This window comes from Bradyrhizobium sp. USDA 4011 (assembly GCF_054063415.1).
On the sequence record NZ_JBSSGG010000001.1, the window covers coordinates 1,524,326 to 1,544,009 of the forward strand.

Annotated in this window: 16 protein-coding genes and 1 pseudogene; 6 read left to right on the forward strand and 11 right to left on the reverse strand. The window is 65.1% G+C overall.

The window, feature by feature from the left end:
• Nucleotides 1-128: 128 nt before the first annotated feature.
• Nucleotides 129-1,028: a fumarylacetoacetate hydrolase family protein gene (locus tag ACVW1C_RS07130; RefSeq protein ID WP_456757798.1), complete on the forward strand. Its 900-nt coding sequence runs from the start codon at nucleotides 129-131 to the stop codon at nucleotides 1,026-1,028.
• Nucleotides 1,025-2,653 (forward strand): thiamine pyrophosphate-dependent enzyme, encoded by a 1,629-nt coding sequence (locus ACVW1C_RS07135; protein WP_456757799.1) that lies wholly within the window; start codon nucleotides 1,025-1,027, stop codon nucleotides 2,651-2,653. Before ACVW1C_RS07130 ends, ACVW1C_RS07135 begins: the two co-directional genes overlap by 4 nt.
• Here ACVW1C_RS07135 and ACVW1C_RS07140 read toward each other — a convergent pair.
• The 10 genes from ACVW1C_RS07140 to ACVW1C_RS07185 form a co-directional block, all read right to left on the reverse strand.
• On the reverse strand, nucleotides 2,650-3,864 hold the full coding sequence (locus ACVW1C_RS07140) for an MFS transporter (protein WP_456757800.1): 1,215 nt from the start codon (nucleotides 3,862-3,864) through the stop codon (nucleotides 2,650-2,652). The genes ACVW1C_RS07135 and ACVW1C_RS07140 overlap by 4 nt on opposite strands.
• A gap of 216 nt (nucleotides 3,865-4,080) precedes the next feature.
• Nucleotides 4,081-4,734, reverse strand: a complete 654-nt coding sequence (gene alkB, locus ACVW1C_RS07145) for a DNA oxidative demethylase AlkB (protein ID WP_456757801.1) — start codon at nucleotides 4,732-4,734, stop codon at nucleotides 4,081-4,083.
• Nucleotides 4,735-4,747: 13 nt separating this feature from the next.
• Complete coding sequence (locus tag ACVW1C_RS07150) at nucleotides 4,748-5,491, reverse strand: 2OG-Fe(II) oxygenase (protein ID WP_456757802.1); 744 nt, start codon at nucleotides 5,489-5,491, stop codon at nucleotides 4,748-4,750.
• A gap of 251 nt (nucleotides 5,492-5,742) precedes the next feature.
• Nucleotides 5,743-6,429, reverse strand: a complete 687-nt coding sequence (locus ACVW1C_RS07155) for a DUF2848 domain-containing protein (RefSeq protein ID WP_456757803.1) — start codon at nucleotides 6,427-6,429, stop codon at nucleotides 5,743-5,745.
• A complete protein-coding gene (locus ACVW1C_RS07160) occupies nucleotides 6,422-7,771 on the reverse strand; it encodes an amidase (RefSeq protein ID WP_456757804.1) in 1,350 nt (449 codons plus the stop codon). The genes ACVW1C_RS07155 and ACVW1C_RS07160 overlap by 8 nt, the downstream gene beginning before the upstream one ends.
• Nucleotides 7,772-7,881: 110 nt before the next feature.
• Nucleotides 7,882-8,601 carry an ABC transporter ATP-binding protein gene (locus ACVW1C_RS07165; RefSeq protein ID WP_456757805.1) on the reverse strand — a complete coding sequence of 240 codons (720 nt, stop codon included), beginning with the start codon at nucleotides 8,599-8,601 and terminating at the stop codon, nucleotides 7,882-7,884.
• A complete protein-coding gene (locus ACVW1C_RS07170; RefSeq protein WP_207836366.1) occupies nucleotides 8,591-9,322 on the reverse strand; it encodes an ABC transporter ATP-binding protein in 732 nt (243 codons plus the stop codon). The genes ACVW1C_RS07165 and ACVW1C_RS07170 overlap by 11 nt, the downstream gene beginning before the upstream one ends.
• Nucleotides 9,312-10,232, reverse strand: coding sequence for a branched-chain amino acid ABC transporter permease (locus ACVW1C_RS07175; RefSeq protein WP_456757806.1), 921 nt, complete (start codon nucleotides 10,230-10,232; stop codon nucleotides 9,312-9,314). The genes ACVW1C_RS07170 and ACVW1C_RS07175 overlap by 11 nt, the downstream gene beginning before the upstream one ends.
• Nucleotides 10,225-11,148: a branched-chain amino acid ABC transporter permease gene (locus ACVW1C_RS07180; protein ID WP_456757807.1), complete on the reverse strand. Its 924-nt coding sequence runs from the start codon at nucleotides 11,146-11,148 to the stop codon at nucleotides 10,225-10,227. The genes ACVW1C_RS07175 and ACVW1C_RS07180 overlap by 8 nt, the downstream gene beginning before the upstream one ends.
• Nucleotides 11,149-11,193: 45 nt before the next feature.
• The gene (locus ACVW1C_RS07185) at nucleotides 11,194-12,456 is read right to left on the reverse strand and encodes an amino acid ABC transporter substrate-binding protein (protein WP_456757808.1); all 1,263 of its coding nucleotides are present in this window, start codon (nucleotides 12,454-12,456) and stop codon (nucleotides 11,194-11,196) included.
• Nucleotides 12,457-12,700: 244 nt separating this feature from the next.
• Between ACVW1C_RS07185 and ACVW1C_RS07190 the strand changes: the two genes are divergently transcribed.
• From ACVW1C_RS07190 to ACVW1C_RS07205, 4 genes and pseudogenes are all read left to right on the forward strand, one after another.
• Complete coding sequence (locus ACVW1C_RS07190) at nucleotides 12,701-13,114, forward strand: Zn-ribbon domain-containing OB-fold protein (protein WP_456757809.1); 414 nt, start codon at nucleotides 12,701-12,703, stop codon at nucleotides 13,112-13,114.
• 4 nt (nucleotides 13,115-13,118) lie between these two features.
• The gene (locus tag ACVW1C_RS07195; RefSeq protein ID WP_456757810.1) at nucleotides 13,119-14,258 is read left to right on the forward strand and encodes a thiolase C-terminal domain-containing protein; all 1,140 of its coding nucleotides are present in this window, start codon (nucleotides 13,119-13,121) and stop codon (nucleotides 14,256-14,258) included.
• Between the two features lie 186 nt (nucleotides 14,259-14,444).
• Nucleotides 14,445-15,359 carry an SDR family oxidoreductase gene (locus ACVW1C_RS07200; protein WP_173641688.1) on the forward strand — a complete coding sequence of 305 codons (915 nt, stop codon included), beginning with the start codon at nucleotides 14,445-14,447 and terminating at the stop codon, nucleotides 15,357-15,359.
• A 159-nt stretch (nucleotides 15,360-15,518) separates the two neighbouring features.
• Nucleotides 15,519-16,621 (forward strand): annotated as a pseudogene (locus tag ACVW1C_RS07205) (SMP-30/gluconolactonase/LRE family protein).
• Nucleotides 16,622-16,661: 40 nt separating this feature from the next.
• Here the strand turns inward: ACVW1C_RS07205 and ppc are convergent.
• Nucleotides 16,662-19,469, reverse strand: a complete 2,808-nt coding sequence (ppc, locus tag ACVW1C_RS07210; protein ID WP_456757811.1) for a phosphoenolpyruvate carboxylase — start codon at nucleotides 19,467-19,469, stop codon at nucleotides 16,662-16,664.
• Nucleotides 19,470-19,684 lie beyond the last annotated feature (215 nt).

Below are 19,684 nucleotides of genomic sequence, written 5' to 3' on the forward strand. Positions count from 1 at the left end.
CGGGACCCATAACCACCGGACCGCGTTGCGCCAAGATCGACGCCCCGCGTGCCATAATGTGAGGCCTGTGGTTATGGGTCCGGCTCGCGCTTCGCTTGGCTGGGACGACATCAAGAATTGGATTGCTCATGTCAGCCTCTCGCCTTGCCACCTATACCGTCAACGGCGCCACGCAATATGGCGCCGTCACCGACACCGGTATCGTCGACCTCTCGTCGCGCTTCGCCAAGGACTATCCGACGCTCCGCGAGGCGATCGCCGCCGGCGCGCTGTCGAAGCTCGTGGAGGACGCTGCCAAGCGCGCGCCCGACGTCGCGCTGGACGCGGTCACCTGGCAGCCGCCGATCCCGGCGCCGGACAAGATCATCTGCATCGGCGTCAACTATCCGGACCGCAATGCCGAGTACAAGGACGGCTCGGATGCGCCGAAATATCCGAGCATGTTCCTGCGGGTGCCACGCTCCTTCGTCGGCCACAACATGCCGGTGGTGCGGCCGCGCGTCTCGCCGCAGCTCGACTACGAGGGCGAGCTGGTGCTGGTGATCGGCAAGGCCGGCCGGCACATCGCCGAGAGCGCCGCGCTCGATCACATCGCCGCGATCACGCTCTGCAATGAAGGCACTATCCGCGACTGGGTGCGCCACGCCAAATTCAACGTCACCCAGGGCAAGAACTTCGATTCCACAGGCAGTCTTGGCCCATGGATCGTGCCTTACACCGGTGAGGCGCAGATCGCCGATATCCGGCTGACCACGCGGGTCAATGGCGAAGTCAGGCAGGACGACCGCACCTCGCGCTTGATCTTCGGCTTCCGTTACCTCATCAACTACATCTCGACCTTCACCACGCTGGTTCCCGGCGACATCATCGTCACTGGGACGCCTACCGGCGCAGGTGCGCGGTTCGATCCGCCGCGCTATCTGAAGCCCGGCGATGTCGTCGAGGTCGAGGCCGAAGGCGTCGGTACCTTGCGCAACGGCGTCGTCGACGAAGCAACCCAACCTCAGAGCAAGTGGACAGTGCCATGACCTCAACATCCGGTGGCGAAGCGATCGTCAACGGCCTCGTCGCCCACGGCGTCGACACCGTGTTCGGCCTGCCCGGCGCGCAGATCTACGGCCTGTTCGATGCGTTCCACCAGGCGCAGCTCAAGGTGATCGGCGCCCGGCATGAACAGGCTTGCGGCTACATGGCGTTCGGCTATGCCCGCTCCTCCGGCAAGCCCGGCGTGTTCAGCGTCGTGCCCGGTCCCGGCGTGCTCAACGCCTCGGCGGCGCTACTGACCGCATTCGGCTGCAACGAGCCGGTGCTGTGCCTGACCGGCCAGGTGCCGACGCAATTTCTCGGCAAGGGCCGCGGCCATCTGCACGAGATGCCGGACCAGCTTGCGACGCTGCGCACCTTCGTGAAATGGGCCGACCGGATCGAATATCCCGACAACGCGCCCGCGATGGTGTCGCGTGCATTCCAGGAGATGCTGTCGGGCCGCCGCGGTCCCGCGTCGCTGGAAATGCCGTGGGATGTGTTCACCCAGCGCACCCAGGTTACCCCCGTCAAGCCGTTCGACCCGTTGCCGGCGCCGCAGCCCGATCCGGACCGCATCAAGGCCGCCGCCGATCTGATCGCCGGCAGCAAGGCGCCGATGATCTTCGTCGGCAGTGGCGCCATCGAGGCCCGCGAGGAGATCCTCGAACTGGCCGAGATGATCGACGCGCCGGTGGTCGCATTCCGCAGCGGCCGCGGCATCGTCTCCAACGCGCACGAACTCGGGCTCACAATGGCCGCGGCTTACAAGCTATGGCCAAAGACCGACCTGATGATCGGAATCGGCACCCGCATGGAGCTGCCGACCATGTCGCGCTGGCCCTATCAGCCGGCCGGACTGAAATGCGTGCGGATCGACATCGACCCGGTCGAGCTGCGCCGCTGGCCGGCCGACGCCGGCGTGATCGCGGACGCCAAGGCCGGCACCGCCGACCTCATCGCGGCGGTGCGCAAAGCCGGCTACAGCAAGACCTCGGGCCGCCGCGCGGCGATCCGCGAGGCGACCGCAGCCGCCGAGCAGGAGATCCAGCGCATCCAGCCACAGATGGCCTACCTGAAGATCCTGCGCGAGGTGCTGCCCGCGAACGCCATCGTCACCGACGAGCTGTCGCAGGTCGGCTTCGCCTCCTGGTACGGCTTTCCGATCTACCAGCCGCGCACCTTCGTCACCTCGGGCTATCAGGGCACGCTCGGCTCGGGCTTCCCGACCGCGCTCGGCGCCAAGGTCGCCAACCCGAACAAACCGGTGGTCGCGATCACGGGCGACGGCGGCTTCATGTTTGGCGTGCAGGAGCTCGCCACTGCCGTGCAGTTCAGGATCGGCGTGGTGACGCTGGTGTTCAACAACAACGCCTACGGTAATGTCCGCCGCGACCAGCGCGAGCGCTTCGACGGCCGCGTCGTCGCCTCCGATCTGGTCAACCCCGATTTTGTCAAGCTCGCGGAGTCCTTCGGCGTCGGTGCCGCGCGCGTCACCTCGCCTGATCATTTCCGCCCTGTGCTGGAGAAGGCGCTGGCCGATGGCGGGCCCTACGTGATCTCGGTGGAAGTGCCGACGGACTCGGAAGTCAGTCCCTGGGCGTTCATCCACCCGGCGCGGAACAATTAGGCGCTCTTCAAGCCGCGTTGCAGCCGCGACGCGGCGATCACCAGCAGGCCGGCGCCGGCGACCGACCAGCAGGCGAGCGGCGCCCAGTGCACCAGCGGCGCATAGTCCGGTATCTTCTGCAGGCCGCCCGCGACCGCCGCCATCCGCGCAAAGGTCGCGAGCGCCAGCGCCGAGAACACGAGGCCCGTGACCTTGCCTTCGGCGCCGGTCTCCCCGATCGCAAGCGCTGCCGACACCGCGCTCATCAGCATGCAGCCCCAGGCCGCTCCCGCCATGAACTGCGCCACGATCAGGACGTTGAGGCTGCCGGCAATCTCCGCCGCGACGATGGCGAACGCACCGAGTAGTCCGGCTGCGCCCATCACGATCAGCCCGCCACGGTGCTTGACGACGACGCTCGCCGGAAACATCGCGATATTGAAGCCGATCCAGAACACCGGCATCAGCCATTGCAGATCGTTCGGCTTGGCGAAGCGCAGATAGAACGGCGCGCTGTTGATGTTGAAGTGCAGCTGATAGCCGAGCGAGAGCAGCACCATCGCCGCGATCAGGAACATCGGCACCGCCCCGAGCCGCTTGGCCGGTGCCGCAAGCCGCTCGGGTTGCACCTCCTCGGCGACACGGCGCTCGACCCCTGAGAACGCGAGCGCGGTCAGCAGCAGCACGGCACCGGACAGCACAAATGGCAGCCGCGCATCATGATCGCGCAGCACGACGGCAAGATAGGGCGAGACCGCACCCGCGACGCCGTAGCCCAGCATCGCCAGCGCGGCGAGGAAGGGGACGGAGGGTTGCGCGCGATACTTGCCGAGCAGCGTCAGTGGCGGCGCGCGCAGGGCCGACGATGTGACAGCCCAGATCACGATCAGCGCAATCAGCCACACTTTTGCACCCGGCCCGGTGCCGGCGACGTAAGGCAGCGCGACGAAGGAGGCGCAGGAGATCGCAGCAAGGATGCCGACGAACCGGCCGAGACGGCCGACCAGGAGCGACACGCGGTCGGCGGCGATGCCCATCGCGGTGTCGGTGATGGTGAAGATGGCTTGATCCATCATCAGGATCAGGATGACGGTTGCAGGCGCAATGCCGACATCGGCGCACAACTTGGGCAGATAGATCAGGTAGGTGGTCCAGCCCAGCGTGAAGACAAGCTGCAGCACGGCGAGATAGACGCCGGTGCGATTGACCGCGCGGTCGGCCTGGGTGGTCATACGCGAAGTCTAGACCAGCTCTCCCATTTGCGGGAGGCCTTTAGCCGGATTGAAGCGAGGAGGCAAAGGTACGAGCTGCCAAAAATATCGAAAACAACCCCATGCAAAGCAGCAGGCGTTCCGCCGGTACTCGGAAAAGCGCTTGACGCGTCGGGCAACTCAATTGTATATTTCCATTATTCCGAAATAGTGCAGCCACCTGCCGCCGCGCAATAGCTAGCGCACCTTGCGGAAGGTCAAATTGATGCGCTGGCGGCCGAGCACGCTGTGCTCACCATCAGCGAGCGCCGCGACGCCGTGATAAAATAGCCGTGACGGCCCGCCCCACACCGCAACATCGCCATGTTCGAGCCGATAGCGGCGCGGCGTATCGCTGCGCTTCAGGCCGCCGAACAGGAAGATCGCCGGCAGCCCGAGCGAAATCGAAACGATCGGTGCGCCGTAGTCGAGCTCGTCCTTGTCCTGATGCAGAGACAATTTTGCGCCGGGGACATAGCGATTGATCAGGCAGGCCTCTGGCGCGAATCCGTTGAAGCTGGCCTCGGCGGCGGCGCCGGCGGCGAGCCTGCGCAACACCTCCGGCATTTCAGGCCAGGGCTGTCCCGAGTCAGGATCGATCGGATCATAGCGATAGCCGCTGGGATCGGAGACCCAGCCGACGCTGCCGCAATTGGTCATCGCGACTGACATGCGGTGGCCGCCCGGCGTGATCAGATGCCGGAACGGCGCCTGCCTGACGATGATGCGCAACGCCGGGATCAGTTCGGCCTCGAACGGCCGGACGAAGCCGCGCAAAAGCACCGCGCCGTCGGCGATCGTCTCGCGCGGCGGCCGGGTATCACCAATCGTCTCGAACAGATCAGCCGCCACGCCTCTCTCGCACTCACTTTGCGTCGTGGAAGATCACGCCAACGGTGTGGCGATGGCCGGACCTGATCCGGCTGACACCATGGCGCAGATTGACACGATAAGGCCCGCGCGTCCCCTGCACCGGACGATGGTGTACGGCAAAGGCCACCGCATCGCCCTTCGTCAGCGGCACCACCTCAGGCCGCGACTGCATCCGCGGCCGCTGCTCGGTCAGCACGAACTCGCCGCCGGTGAAATCGCGCCCCGGCTGCGACAGCAGAATCGCGACCTGGATCGGAAACACGTGCTCGCCATAGAGATCCTGGTGCAGGCAGTTGTAGTCGTCCTCGCCATATTGCAGCAGCAGCGGCGTCGGCCGGGTCTGCCCGGCATCATGGCAGCGCTTCAGGAACGCCGCATGCGACGGCGGATAGCTGATCTCGATCCCCATCGTCTCGTTCCAGCGATTGGCGGTCGCGGTCAGCCGCGCATACAGCGCCGGCCGCAGCTCCGCGATCAGGTCCGGCAGCGGATAGGAGAAGTACTTGTACTCGCCGCGGCCGAAGCCGTGGCGGCCCATCACGACCCGGCTGCGGAACCGGCTGTCGTCGGGATAGAGCGTGGCGATGGCGTCGCATTCCTGCGGCGTCAGCAGGCCGCCAAGGACGGCGCAGCCCTGCCCGTCGAGGTCGGTGGTGATCTGGTCCCAGTCCAGCGCATCAACGCGGGCGGGAATGCTGGTGGCTGTGCGACTGATGGTTTTGGCTGTTGCTGTCATGCAGCGGAATCTGGCCCTTGAACGCGGGTGGCGCCACCCGATTTCCGATCCAAATATGCCGAGAACGCCGCCACAATCACGGCGTCGTCCCTGCGAAAGCAGGGACCCATAACCACAGGTGCTGGTTGTGAGAAGGCCGTCTGGCCGCGTGCCCTTTGCGAAAGCCGGGGCGTATGGGTCCCTGCTTTCGCAGGGACGACGCGTGGAGGAAGTGCCGACGAGCTTTCGACAGGGCCACGCGCGGAAGGAAATCAGCCCCTGACCGGCAGCGTCACCACATCATATCCGTGGCTGATCTTCCGCTTCAGCACGGGATCTTCCAGTTCGAACTCGAAGCGGCTGGCGGGGCGGATGCCGCCCTTGGCCGCGAAGGTGCCGCCGAACATGGCGCAGCCGTCGGGCAGCGCGCCCTGGTCGAAGCCGCGGGCGATCAGGTCCTTCACCGGCAGCATGTGATCGAGCGTGCCTTCCTGGTAGAGCACGCGCTGGCCGCCGATTGTGGCCCAGGACCGCAGGATGAGCTGGTCCCAATGATCGATGACGTCCTCGAGTTCCCACAACTCGGAGGCGACAGGCTTGTCGCACATCTGCTTCGACACCGTGACGCTGTAGCTCTCGACCTTGCGGTCGGTATGGTCGGAGCCGCAGCCGACGAAGGTGCGGCCCTGCCAGCCGATCAGCACGAACTCGACCTCGCCGCTCGAATCCTCGCCGCAGACCTCGATCGTGTCGGCAAAGGTCAGCCGGCACGCCGAGCAGCGGTAATAGATCGGCGTCGTCGCCGGCCGCGCAATGCCGAGCGCTTCGAGCTCGGCGATGTGCTTGTCGCGCGCCACCGGATCGCGGCCGGTCCAGCCGGCAATCACGGCCTGCTTGATTTCGAGCGTGAGCGGCGTGGCGACGCCCTTGTCATCGACATTGAAGGTGAGATCAAACACGGATGACAGTCTCCATTCCGGCGGCAAGCTCGAAGATGCGGCGATCCGAACCGCCCGCGGCGGCGAGCATCAGGCCGACCGGTGCCTCGCCCTCGCGATGCGCGGGCAGCGAGAGGGCGCAGCCGTCGAGCACGTTGATCAGCGAGGGATTGCGCAGCGCGCGCAAATTCTCCGTGGCGAACGCCTTGTCGTCGGCAAGGCTGGCGATGGTCGGCGGCAGGTTCGCCGTGGTCGGCAGCACCATTGCGTCATAGGGCGCGATGCGCGCCTCGGTCCGGGCGATGAACGACCGCCGCGCGTTGATAATGTCGATATAGTCGGCGGCAAGAAAACCCTCGCCGCGCTGGATCCGCACCGCGACGCGGGGATCGTAGATGTCGCCCTTGCTGGCCAGCAGGAAGCGGTGCCAGGCATAGCTCTCGGCCGCGGAAAAGCCGCCCTTGGTGTTCATCATGCCGACATCGAGCAGTTCGGGCACCTCGATCCGCTCGATCAAGGCGCCGGCGCGCGACAGCGCCGCCAGCGCGCGCTCGAAGGTCTTTGCGACGGCATCGTCGAGGTCGTCGAGCACGACGGTGGTCGGCACCGCGAGCCGCATGCCCTTGACCGGGCGCGGGGCGATCGGCGTCACCGGCTCGTCGGCCAGCACGGCGTCGAGCGCGGCGCAGCAGGCCACTGAATTGGCCAGCGGGCCGTAGCTGTCGAGCGTGAACGACAGCGGCACGCCGCCATCGAGCGGAATCCGGCGCTGCGTCGGCTTGTAGCCCACGATGCCGTTGAAGGCGGCTGGAATCCGGCAGGAGCCGCCGGTGTCGGTGCCGAGCGCGCCGAACGCCATGCCGTCGGCGATCGAGACCGCGGCGCCCGAGGACGAGCCGCCGGGCACATGGCCGACGCTCCGGTTCCAGGCGCTCTTCGGCGTGCCGTAATGCGGATTGATGCCGATGCCCGAATAGGCGAACTCGGTCATGTTGGTGCGACCGATCACGATGAAGCCGGCGCGCTTGAGCCGCGCCACCGCAGGCGCATCGGCATCCGCCGGCGCGGAATCATCCAGCGCCCGGGAGCCTGCGCGCGTCACCTGCCCCTTGATGTCGAACAGGTCCTTGATCGAGACCGGAATGCCGGCAAAGGGCGACGGCGCCGCGTTGGCCTTGCGCAGCCGGTCCATAGCGTCGGCGGCCTCCAGCGCGGCGTCGCGGTCGACGTGGATGAAGGTGCGCTGGCCCTCGCCTGCCGGATCGGCAATCCTGGCGATGCATTGCTCGACGAGCTTGCGGGCAGAGGTCGCGCCGCTGGCGAGATCGGCGGCAAGGGAGGCGAGTGTCGGATTTTTGGGCATGGCTTTCACTTTACGGCTTGCACTTCACGGCTTGCTGGCTGGCAATTCAAAAGATCTTGCAGCTGATTGTCGCGCGAACCGGCGCCGATTTCCAGACCGGTACGCCGGCATCACTTCAGCCCGAAATAGGCCCGGTGCAGCTCTTCATTGCCGCTCATCTCGGCAACCGTGCCGGAGAACCGGATGCGCCCGCCTTCCAGCACGAATACGCGGGTGGCAATCTCAAGGAAACCGATATTTTGCTCGGCGATCAAGAGCGCCAGTCCGCGGCCCTGCAGGCTCGACAAGGCGCGAAGCACCTCCTTGACGAACAGCGGCGACAGCCCGGCCGAAGGCTCGTCCATGACCAGCAGCTTCGGCTCGGCCGACAGCGCCTTGGCGATGCCGAGCATCTTGCGCTGGCCGCCGGACAGGCTGGAGGCCGGATCGCGGCGCTTGTCGCGCAGCACCGGAAACAGGCCGTACAATTCGTCGACCCGCGCGCCCGGATTGGCATGGCCGAGCGCCTGCGCACCGACGCGGATGTTCTCCTCGATCGACAGATCGGGGAATACCGCGAGCTCCGACATGTAAGTCATGCCGCGCTTCATGCGATCCGAAGATCGCATCTTGGTGATGTCTTCGCCGCCGAGCTTGATGTGGCCGCTGCGGGCTTCGATCAGGCCGACCAGCGACTTCAGGAAGGTGGTCTTGCCCGCGCCATTGGCCCCGAGCAGCAGCACGGTCTCGCCGGGGCGGACGTCGAGATCGACGCCCCACAACACCTGCATGGTGCCGTAGCCGGCATCGACGCCCTTGGCGTCCAGAAGCGGCGCTGTATCAGTGGGCATGCTCGCCTCCCAGGAACACCTCGATCACCTGCGGCTCGCGCACCGCGGTCGCGAGCGTGCCCTCGAAGATTTCCTTGCCCGCATTGAGCACGATGACGCGGTCGGTGATCTGCTCGATGAAGCCCATCAGATGCTCGACCACGATGATCGCCATGCCGGTCGCGGCCAAGGCCTTGATGCGGCCGGCGATCCAGTCGAGCTCCGCCGGATTGAGGCCGGCCGCGAGCTCGTCGAGCAGCAACAACCGCGGCCGCGTGGCGAGCGCGCGGGTCAGATCGAGCATCTTCTGCTGCGCGCTGTTGAGATCGGCGGCGGGGCGGTCGGCGACCTCCTTGAGCCGGTATTCGTCGAGCAGTTCGGCGATCGACGGCGGCGTGCCGGTCGCGCCGCCATAGGCCAGCGCCACCTGGATGTTCTCGCGCACCGTGAGCGACAGGAACGGCTTCGGCACCTGGAAGGTGCGATTGATGCCACGGTGAACCAGCTTGTGCGAGGCGACGCCGCCGGAGGATGCGCCGTCGAACACGACCTCGCCGCCGTCGGGTGCGTAGAGGCCGGAGATCACGTTGATCGCCGTGGTCTTGCCGGAACCGTTCGGACCAACAAGGCCGAGGATCTCGCCCGGCACGACATGGAAGCTCAGGCCATCGAGCGCGTGGAAGCCGCCGAAGCGTTTGACCAGCTTCGAGACCTTGAGGATGGAGTTTTGCTCAGGGGACATGCCACCCCCTGCGCGTTGCCAGCGACACCAGCCCTGCGGGCAGGAACAAAACCAATCCCATGATCAGGAGGCCATAGATCAGCTGGAAATATTGCGGCGTCGTGAAGCCGATCAGATTGTAGATGCCGTACAGGATCAGCACACCGACGATCGGTCCGGTGATGGTGGCAACGCCACCGAACAGCGCGAACACGATCGCGAAGATGCTGAACTCGCCGGAGAACACGTTGTCCGGATAGAACACCGAGACGTACCAGGCGTAGATGCCGCCGGCGAGGCCGGCGACCAGCGCCGAGGCGAGCCAGGCGATCACCCGCATCTTGATGATGTCGACGCCGGCCATCGAGGCCGACACCGCATCCTCGCGCACGGCCTGCAGCGCCAGGCCGAACGACGAGTTCTTGAGATAGATCACCGCGCCGACCGTCAGCGCCATCACGACAACGGCCGCATAATAGGCATGGCTTGGGTTGAACGTGCCCGTGAGCGACACGCCGTACGGGCCCTTGGTGATCCCCTCCAGCGCCGGGTTGGCGACGAAATGCAGCACGGCGAGCGAAGCTGCGAGATTGGCGATCGCAAAGTACGCACCCGACAGCCGCAGCAGCGGCGTCAGCAACAGGCCAAGCGCAACCGCGACGGCGCCGCCGACCAGCACGGCCAGCGGCGCCGGCGTCTGCAAATGCATCACCATGATGGCAAAGCCATAGGCGCCGGCGCCGAAGAAGCCGACATAGCCGAACGGCAGATAGCCGGTGAAGCCATAGATGATGTTCACGCCTTGCGCGAGGATCAGGAAGATCACGAAGTTGAACAGCAGCAGATGGTTTTGATAGACGCCGGGCAGCAGTGCGAACACCACCACCAGCGGCGCCAGGATGAACAGCAGGTGTTTCGAGGCGTTATGCAACGCGCACCCGCCTTCCGAGTAGACCGCTCGGGCGCAACAACAGGATCACGATCAGCAACACATAGGGCAAGAGGTCGGCCCAGGAACTGAGATAGGTTTGCACCAGCATGTAGCAGAGGCCATAGACGACGCCGCCGAGCGCAGTGCCTAAGGGATTGCCGAGCGAGCCGAGCACGACGATCGCAAACGACGTCACCGTCGCATCGGCGCCGAAGGCCGGCGTCACCGAGCCGAACATGAAGGGCGCGAACACGCCGGCAACCGCCGCGATGCCGAGCCCGATGCCGAATGCCGCAGCCGAGACGCGGTCAACATCGATGCCGGTCGCCAAGGCCTCGTCGCGACGTGACATCACCGCACGGGTCAAGGTGCCGAGCCTTGTGTGGTAGAGATAGAGGTACACCAGCGCGATCGCGACGAGGCTGGTGCAGGCCGCGATCACCCACGGCGCGGGAAATCCCTGACCGAAGATCTGGATCGGCCCTGCGCCGCCGGCCTTGCCGCCGAACCACTTGACCTTGATGGTCGTGAACACGGTGCCAAGCAGCCGGCTCTGGATCGAGCGCTCGCTGGTGCCGGCGAAGATCGTGGTGACGGCTTCGATCACCTGCGACAGGCCGAAGAACAGGATGATCGACAGCATTTCAGGATTTGCCGAGCCCTGCAGGCGTGGCACCAGCACCCAGTAAAGCAGCACGCCCGCCAGCACGAACACCACAAAGGCCAGCGGCACCGCGAACAGCGGGTCGATGCCGGCGATGCCGACCACGCCGAGCGCGATGAAGGCGCCCAGCATCAGGATGTCGCCATGCGCAAGGTTGACGATGCGCATGACGCCGAAAACGAGGTTGAGACCGATGCCGACCAGGCTGAAATACAGCCCGAACAGCACGCCGGCAACGAGCGCATAGGTCATGCTATCGCTCGCCGCCGAAGGTTACGCCTGCCGCACTCACCTGCATCACGGTGCCGGATAGATCGGCTTGCCGGTCGCGGTCTCGTGCGGATAGATCGAGACGAACTTGATGTGATCGTGCTCGTCGACCGTGAGCTGGCCGAGCGGCGTCAATTCGCCGATCTGGCCGCCGGTCTCATCCAGCGCGAAGGTGCCGTCCAGCGTCTTGAGCTGGCCGCTGAGCGAGAACACCGCGCGACGCAGCTCCATCTGCTCGAGGCTGGTCGCAACCGACAGCGTCTTCTCGATCACCAGCGCGGTGGTGTAGCCCGCCACCGCGTTGAAGCCGAACTCCATCTTGCCGTCGTTGTACTTCTTCAGCCAGGCGGCGCGGAAATCCTTCATGTTCATCCCGAAATTGACGGGGTAGTCCAGCTCGGACGGCGGCACATAGGTCCAGACGTGCTCGAGGCCCTTGGCGCCGACGTTCTTCTCCAGCAGTTCGGTCTCGAGACCGGCATAGATCGCGAACAGCATCTTGAACTTGGTGCCGACGTCCTGGACGTTGCGCAGGAAGGCGATGTCGTTCGGCGCGTAGCCGAAATGGATCACCGCGTCGGGATTGGTGTTGCTGATGTTGTTGATGATGACGTTGTAGTTGGTGGTCTCGGTCGGAACGCCCTGGTCGTAGACGATCTCGATCGGCGCGCCGGACTCCTTGACGAACTTGCGGAACGCGTTGGCCTGGGTGCCCGTGAATTCGTTGGTCGCGTAGAGGATGGCGATCTTCTTGATGCCGAGGCCAGGGCCGTCATGGCTGATGAAATCCGCCACCGGCTTCGGCCAGACGGTCGACACCGGATCGGCCATCAGCGCGATGTAGGGATTGTCCTTGGAGAAGAAGCTCGCGCCGGTGCCGGTCTGGTCGAACAGGAACATCTTGTGGTCGCGCGCGATCGCGACCGCGGGCGCGGTCAGCACCGATCCGGAATCGGCGACCAGCAGATCAACCTTATCCTGGGTGACGAGCTGATTATAAAGCGTCGAGGCGGTCGCGGTGTTGCTCTGGTCGTCATAGGAGACGAGCTTGATCGGGATCTTCTTGTCGAACGCCTTCACGAAGACGCCACCCTCGGCGTTCTTCTGCTCGACCCACAATTTCAGCGAGCTGTAGACCGGCATCGAGATCGAGGCGTAGCGCCCCGAGGACGCGTAGAGCGTGCCGATCTTGATCTCCGACGGTGCGTCGGCGGCCACAGCCTGCGTAACGATCGCCTGCGTGGCGAATGCGAGGCTGGCAGCGAGTGCCGCGCCGATGATCCTCAGCATGATATTATTCCTCCCGGGTATCTTGGACGTCTCGTGGACCGGTCTTCGACGTATCTTGGACCGCGGCCCTTCTACGCGCCGGACCGGAGCGACACAAGCATCGCGGCCTTAGCAATTGTGCGAGGGGCGGAATATGCGGCATGCACGGGACACAGGCCACTGCGCGGGGCGAGGATGGACCGTTGACGGCCGTTGGTCCAATGGCGCATCAAGACTGTAACGATTTCGGGAGGAGACATCCGACATGGCCGAGCCCGCGCGCGCGAAACCAAAACCGACGCCTGAGACCCAGCATTTCTGGGACGGCACCAAGGCCGGCGAGCTGCGCCTGCAGCGCTGTGACGCCTGCGCCAATGTCTACTTTCCGCCGCGGCCGTTCTGCCCCTCCTGCGCCTCGCGCAAGGTCTCCGTCTTCAAGGCCACCGGCAGGGGCAAGCTGTACAGCTACGTCATCAACCATCGTCCCGCCGCCCCCGGCTTCACGCCGCCCTATGCGATCGCCATCGTCGAGCTTGACGAGGGCCCGCGCATGATGAGCAACATTATCGATTGTCCGCAGACGCCGGAAGCGCTCGAGCTCGACATGCCGCTGGAGGTCGCCTTCGAGGCACTCGACGACAGGATCACCCTTCCCCTGTTCCGCCCGGCAAAGGGGTAATGTGATGCGCAGGAACCAGGTTGCCGTGGTCGGTGCGGCCGAAACCACCGAACTCGGGGTCATCCCGAACATGTCGCAGATCCAGCTGCACGCGGACGCGGCGCTGAACGCGATCGCGAACGCCGGCCTGAAACTGTCCGACATCGACGGCTTCGCCACCGCGGTCGAAACCCCGCAGCAGATCGCGCACTATCTCGGCATCACCCCGACCTGGGTCGACGGCACTTCGGTCGGCGGCTGCTCCTTCATGCTGCATGTCCGCCACGCTGCTGCGGCCATCGAGGCCGGCCTTTGCAAGACCGTGCTGATCACGCATGCCGAGAGCGGCAAGTCGATGATCGGCAAGCAGCCGCGCTTCACCGCACCCGACAGCCTCAACGGCCAGTTCGAATCACCGTTCGGCGTCTACGGGCCGCCGAGCATGTTCCCGATTCCGGTGCTGCGCTACATGAAGACGCACGGCATCACGCATGAGCAGCTCGCGATGGTCGCGGTCGTGCAGCGCGAATGGGCCGCGAAGAACCCGCGCGCGACCATGAAGGATCCAATCACGGTCGCCGACGTGCTGAACTCGCGGATGATCGCCTATCCGTTCCGGCTGCTGCAATGCTGCCTCGTCACCGACGGCGGCGGCGCCTTGATCCTCACCTCGGCCGATCGCGCCAGGGATTTCCCGCAGAAGCCGGTCTACATCCTCGGCACCGGCGAGAGCGTGGAGACGCCGATGGTCAGCCAGATGAAGACCTTTGACTCATCGCGCGCCTTCAAGGTGGCAGGCCCGCTGGCCTTCAAGGAGGCCGGCATCGCCCACAAGGACGTCGATCATCTGATGATCTACGACGCCTTCGCGCATTTGCCGCTCTACGGCCTCGGCGACCTCGGCTTCATGCCGCATGAGGAAACCGGCAAGTTCATCGCCGACGGCAACACCCGCCCCGGCGGCAAGCTGCCGCTCAACACCAATGGCGGCGGGCTGAGCTACATGCACTCCGGCATGTACGGCATGTACGCATTGCAGGAGAGCGTGCGGCAGATGCGCGGCATCGCGCCGGCGCAGGTGCCGAATGCGAAGATCTCGGTCTGCCACGGCGTTGGCGGCATGTTCGCCGCGTCAGGCACGATCATCTTTACGAACGAGAAATGAGCGAGCTGCTCGCCTTCTCCCTCTCCCCGTTCTTACGGGGAAGAGGGTTGGGGTGAAGGGCTGCTTCCACACACTCGGACTCGCGGAGAGTCCCCCTCACCCGGATCGCATCTGCGATGCGATCCGACCTCTCCCCGCAAGCGGGGCGAGGTGAAGCATGCAGATCACCCGATCAGGAGAACCCACATGGCAAAATCACTGCAAGATAAGGTCATCATCGTCACCGGCGCGGGCCGCGGCATCGGCCGCGAGATTGCGCTGCTCTGCGCGGCGGAAGGCGCCAAGGTCGTGGTCAACGATCCCGGCGGTGCCGCCGACGGTGGCGGCTCGAGCGCAGCGCCCGCCGAGGAAGTGGTCGAGGAGATCAAGAAGCGCGGCGGCACCGCGGTCGCCAATTTCGAATCGGTGGCGGAAGCGATCCCCGCCAGCAAGATCGTGAAGACCGCGACCGATCATTTCGGCCGGCTCGACGGCGTCGTCAACAATGCCGGTATCCTGCGCGACATGATCTTCCACAAGATGAGCGTGGAAGCCTTCGAGGCCGTCATCAAGGTGCATCTGATGGGCTCGTTCTATGTCAGCCACGCCGCAGCGCGCATCTACCGCGAGCAGGAGTCAGGCTCGTTCGTGCACTTCACCTCGACCTCCGGCCTGATCGGCAATTACGGGCAGGCCAATTACGCCGCTGCCAAGCTCGGCATCGTTGGCCTGTCGAAATCGATCGCCCTCGACATGGGCCGTTTCAACGTCCGCTCGAACTGCGTGTCGCCGTTCGCCTGGACCCGCATGATCGGCACCATCCCGACCGAGACCGACGCCGAGAAGGCGCGCGTCGAGAAGATCAAGCAGATGGGCCCGGAGAAGATCGCGCCGGTCTGCGCCTATCTGCTCTCGGACGCCGCCAAGGACGTCACCGGGCAGATCTTCGGCGTGCGCATGAACGAGATTTTCCTGTTCAGCCAGCATCGTCCGGTGCGCTCGGTTCATCGCGGCGAAGGCTGGACGCCCGAGACCATTGCCGAACACGGCATGCCGGCGCTGAAGGGATCGTTCGCCAAGCTCGACCGCTCGGCCGACGTCTTCACCTGGGATCCGATCTGACAGTTTTATGAAAAATCGCCTCCGCGAACTCTGCGCGCAATCGCGCATGAGGCGGAGGCGACACACTCTTTGGTTGTTTCTTCACAGCACGCCCGCATTGTGCCCGAATTGCGGGCGCATGATCGTTCTCCCGATAACAAAAAGCCTGGGAGGACTTTCGTGATAAATCCAAGCAACACAGCGAAATGCGAGAGCGACGGCGCGAAGGCGTTCGACCGCCGAACCATTTTGCGCGGGCAACTGCGCTTGCTGCAACTGCGATGGCTGCATCCGATGCTGCCGCGCGCGACTTCGGCCCCAATGCGGAGCCGCAGCGTTATCCCGATCCGGATATCGTTGTCATCGACGACAAGCGCTTCAAGGCCAAGGTCGGCAACACCGCGATCAAGCGGCTGTACACCGGCTGCCTCTGGGCGGAAGGGCCGGCCTGGAATGCGCAGGGCCAGTACCTGGTGTGGAGCGATATCCCGACCAACCGACAGCTGCGCTATCTCGACGATGATGGCCATATCTCGGAGCAGTTCCACAAGCCGTCGAACGAGGCCAACGGCTCGACGTTCGATTTCGAGGGCCGCCAGATCACCGCCGAACGCACCCGGCTGGTGCGCTACGAGCACGATGGAACCGTCACCTCATTGGCGGAACAGGCCAACGGCAAGCAGCTCAATGGGCCGAACGACATGGTCGTGCATCCCAACGACAAGTCGATCTGGTTCACCGATCCCGGCTATGGCGCGATCTCGATCTACGAGGGCCAGCGCGCCAACACCGGCTCGAACCAGCCCTACCAGAAGGAGGCCGTCTACCGCATCGACGCCGCGACCGGGCAGATCACCAAGGTTGCCGACGAACCGTTCAAGCCGAACGGCATCGCCTTCAGCCACGACTACAAGAAGGTCTATGTCTGCGACACCGGCATCACGAACGCCAAGAACATCGTCTGGCAGTACGACCTCAACGGCGACAAGTTGTCCAACCCGCGCACGCTGATCGACATGACGCTGGACGGAAAGTCAGGCTTCCCGGACGGCATGCGTGTCGACATCGACGGCAACATCTGGGTTGGAGCCGGCTGGGTCGGACCCGGCTATGACGGCGTGCAGGTGTTCGCACCCGACGGCCAGCGCATCGGCCAGATCCTGTTGCCGGAGACCTGCGCCAACCTCACCTTCGGCGGCAAGAAGCGCAACCGCCTGTTCATGACCGCAAGCCAGTCGCTCTACGCGGTCTATGTCGAGACCAGAGGCGCGCACAACTGTTGAGATAGCCGTCGTCCCGGCGCGGGCCGGGACGACACTGGGGCTAGCCGCTGTTCCGCAACCCCGCCGAGATCCCGTTGATCGTGATCTGAATCCCGCGCAGCACCTGCTCGTCGGGATTCTGCGCGCGGTGCTCCTTCAATAGCTCCACCTGCACGTGATTGAGCGGATCGAGGTAGGGGAAGCGGTTGCGGATGCCGCGTTCCAGCAGCGGGTTGCCCTGCAGCAGCCGGTCGTGGCCCATGATGTCGAGCAGCGTCTCGATCGCAAGGTGCCACTCGCGGCGGATCTGGCCGAAGATCTTCTCGCGCAGCGCGACGTCGGGCACCAGCTCGGCATAGCGCGAGGCGATCGCGATCGAACTCTTCGCCAGCACCATGTCCATGTTGGAGAGCAGCGTGCGGAAGAACGGCCATTCCCTGTAGAGCTCCTGCAGGAACGGCATGCCTTGCTCGGGATGCTCTGAGATCCAGGTCTCGACGGCGCTGCCGAAGCCATACCAGCCGGGCAGCATCAGCCGGCATTGCGCCCAGGAGAACACCCAGGGAATGGCGCGCAGGTCCTCGATCTCGCGGGTCTTCTTGCGCGAGGCCGGACGGCTGCCGATGTTCAAGGTCGCGATCTCGTTGATGACGGTCGAGCCCCAGAAATAGTCGGCAAAGCCTTCGGTCTCATAGACGAGACCACGATAGGCCCTGAACGCGAGCGCGGAAATTTCCTCCATCGCCTTGAGATATTCGCGGCGCGGCGCGCTTTGCCGTGGCTGCAGCAGGCTGGTTTCCAAAGTTGCCGCAGCGAGGATCTCCAGATTGTTGCGGCCGACCTCGGCATTGGAATATTTCGAGGAGATGATCTCGCCCTGCTCGGTGATGCGGATCTGGCCGTTCACCGCGCCGCCGGGCTGCGCGATGATCGCATCATAGCTCGGGCCGCCGCCGCGGCCGACCGAGCCGCCGCGGCCGTGGAACAGGCGCAGCCGCACGCCGTGGCGCTCGAATACCTCGACGAGGCCGATCTCGGCCTTGTAGAGCTCCCAGCCCGAGGTGACGAAGCCGCCATCCTTGTTGCTGTCGGAATAGCCGAGCATCACCTCCTGCACGCTGCCGAGGCTGTCGACCAGCTTGCGATAGTCGTGCAGCACCAGCATGCGGTCCATGATGCCGCTCGAGGCCTGCAGATCCTCGATGGTCTCGAACAGCGGCACGATGTTGATGGCGCTGCGACCGGACGGATTGACCAGCCCGACCTCCTTCAGCAGCACCGCGACCTCAAGCATGTCGGACATGCCCTTGCACATCGAGATGATGCACTGGGCGATCACCTCCGGGCCGAACTTGGCATGCGCCTCGGCCGCGGCGCGGAACACGGCGAGCTCGCTCTGGGTCTCCTCGGAATATTTGACGAAGGGCGAGGCCAGCGGCCGCGCGTTGCGCAATTCGCCGAGCAGCAGGCTGACGCGCGCATCCTCGCCGAGCGCCAGATAGGACATGCCGGGATTTGCGGTGTCGAGCAGCTCGGCGATGGTGCGCTCATGCACCGCCGAGTTCTGGCGAATGTCGAGCCGCGCCAGATGGAAGCCGAAGCAATCCACCGCCCGCCGCAACTGCCGCAGCCGGCCGCGCGCGATCACGCCGGAGTTGTTCGCGATCAGCGAGCGATTGAGCACGTCGAGATCGGCCTGGAACTCATTCACGCTCGCATAGGGTTCGGCCTTGCCGACCGGCGGCCGCGTGGTCTCGACCTCGAGCCGCATGGCGGTGGCTGCGAGCCGCGCATAGATACCCGATACCGCCAGACGATACGGCTCGCCGCTCCGATGCGGCGAGGTGTCCGGCGAACGCTCGGCGAGGATCCGCAATTCGTCCGAGATGTCGGCGAGATGTGCCGCAAGCGACAGCTCGGCGCCGAGCGCATGCAGCTGTTCGAGATAGAAGCTGAGCACCCGGCTCGACTGCAGCCGGAGCGTGCCGCGCATCACCTCGGCGGTGACGAAGGGATTGCCGTCGCGGTCGCCGCCGATCCAGCTTCCCATCCGCAGGAACGAGGCGAGCTCGCCCGCCTCGCCGCCCTCGTTGTTCAGGCGGTCCTCCAGCGCGCAGTGCACGCGCGGGACTTCCTGCAGGAAGGTGTAATCGTAGAACGACAGGCCGTTGGCGACCTCGTCGAGCACGGTGAGCTTGGTCCGGCGCAGCAGGTTGGTCTGCCACAACGTCACGACCGCTCGGCGCAGCTGTTCATCGCTGGCTTCGCTCTCCTCCGGCGTCATCTGCAGCCGCTCGCGGCGGTCGAGCAGGTGGGCGATCTCCATCTCGCGGTCCATCGTGCTCTTGCGGCGCACCTCGGTCGGATGCGCGGTCAGGACAGGACTGACCAGCGCACCTTTGAAGAAGCTGCGCAGGTCGGCCGGACTGATGCCAGCTTGGCGGGCATGGATCAGCGTCTGCTCCAGCGTGCTCGGCCGCGGCGCCCCGCCGGGGCCGCGGCTGCGCATCTGGCGGATGTTGTTCTGGTCCTCGGCAATGTTGGCGAGGTGGGAGAAATAGCTGAAGGCGCGGACGATCTGCAGCGTCTCGGCAATCGACATGCCGTCGAGGATGCCTTCCAGCTCGCGCCGCGCCAGCTTGTCCTCGTCGCGATGGAACCGGACCGAGGTCTGGCGGATGCGCTCGACCAGGTCGAATACGTCGGCTCCTTCCTGGTCGCGCACGGTGTCGCCCAGCACGCGCCCCAAGAGCCGGATGTCGTTCCGGAGCCGTGCATCCTCCTCTTGTGCCGCCTTCTCAAGGAGACTGGCTTCTGCGGCACTCCTGGCACCGATCTCGGTGTCGGAAGGCATGGTCTGGGGTGACATGGCGGGCTACTCCAGAGGCTGCCGGGTTCCTCCGGAGTGTGCGCTTTTTTTGCCGCAGCGCAAGATGAACTTGGAAGCGGTGCACTCACGGCCGTAGTCCCTGCGACAGCAGGGAACCACCATAACCACCGATATCCGAGGTTGGCATCAGACGGGGCCGCAGCTCGCGCAACGGGAAATCGGTGGTTATGGGTAACGGGTCGCGCTTCGCTTGC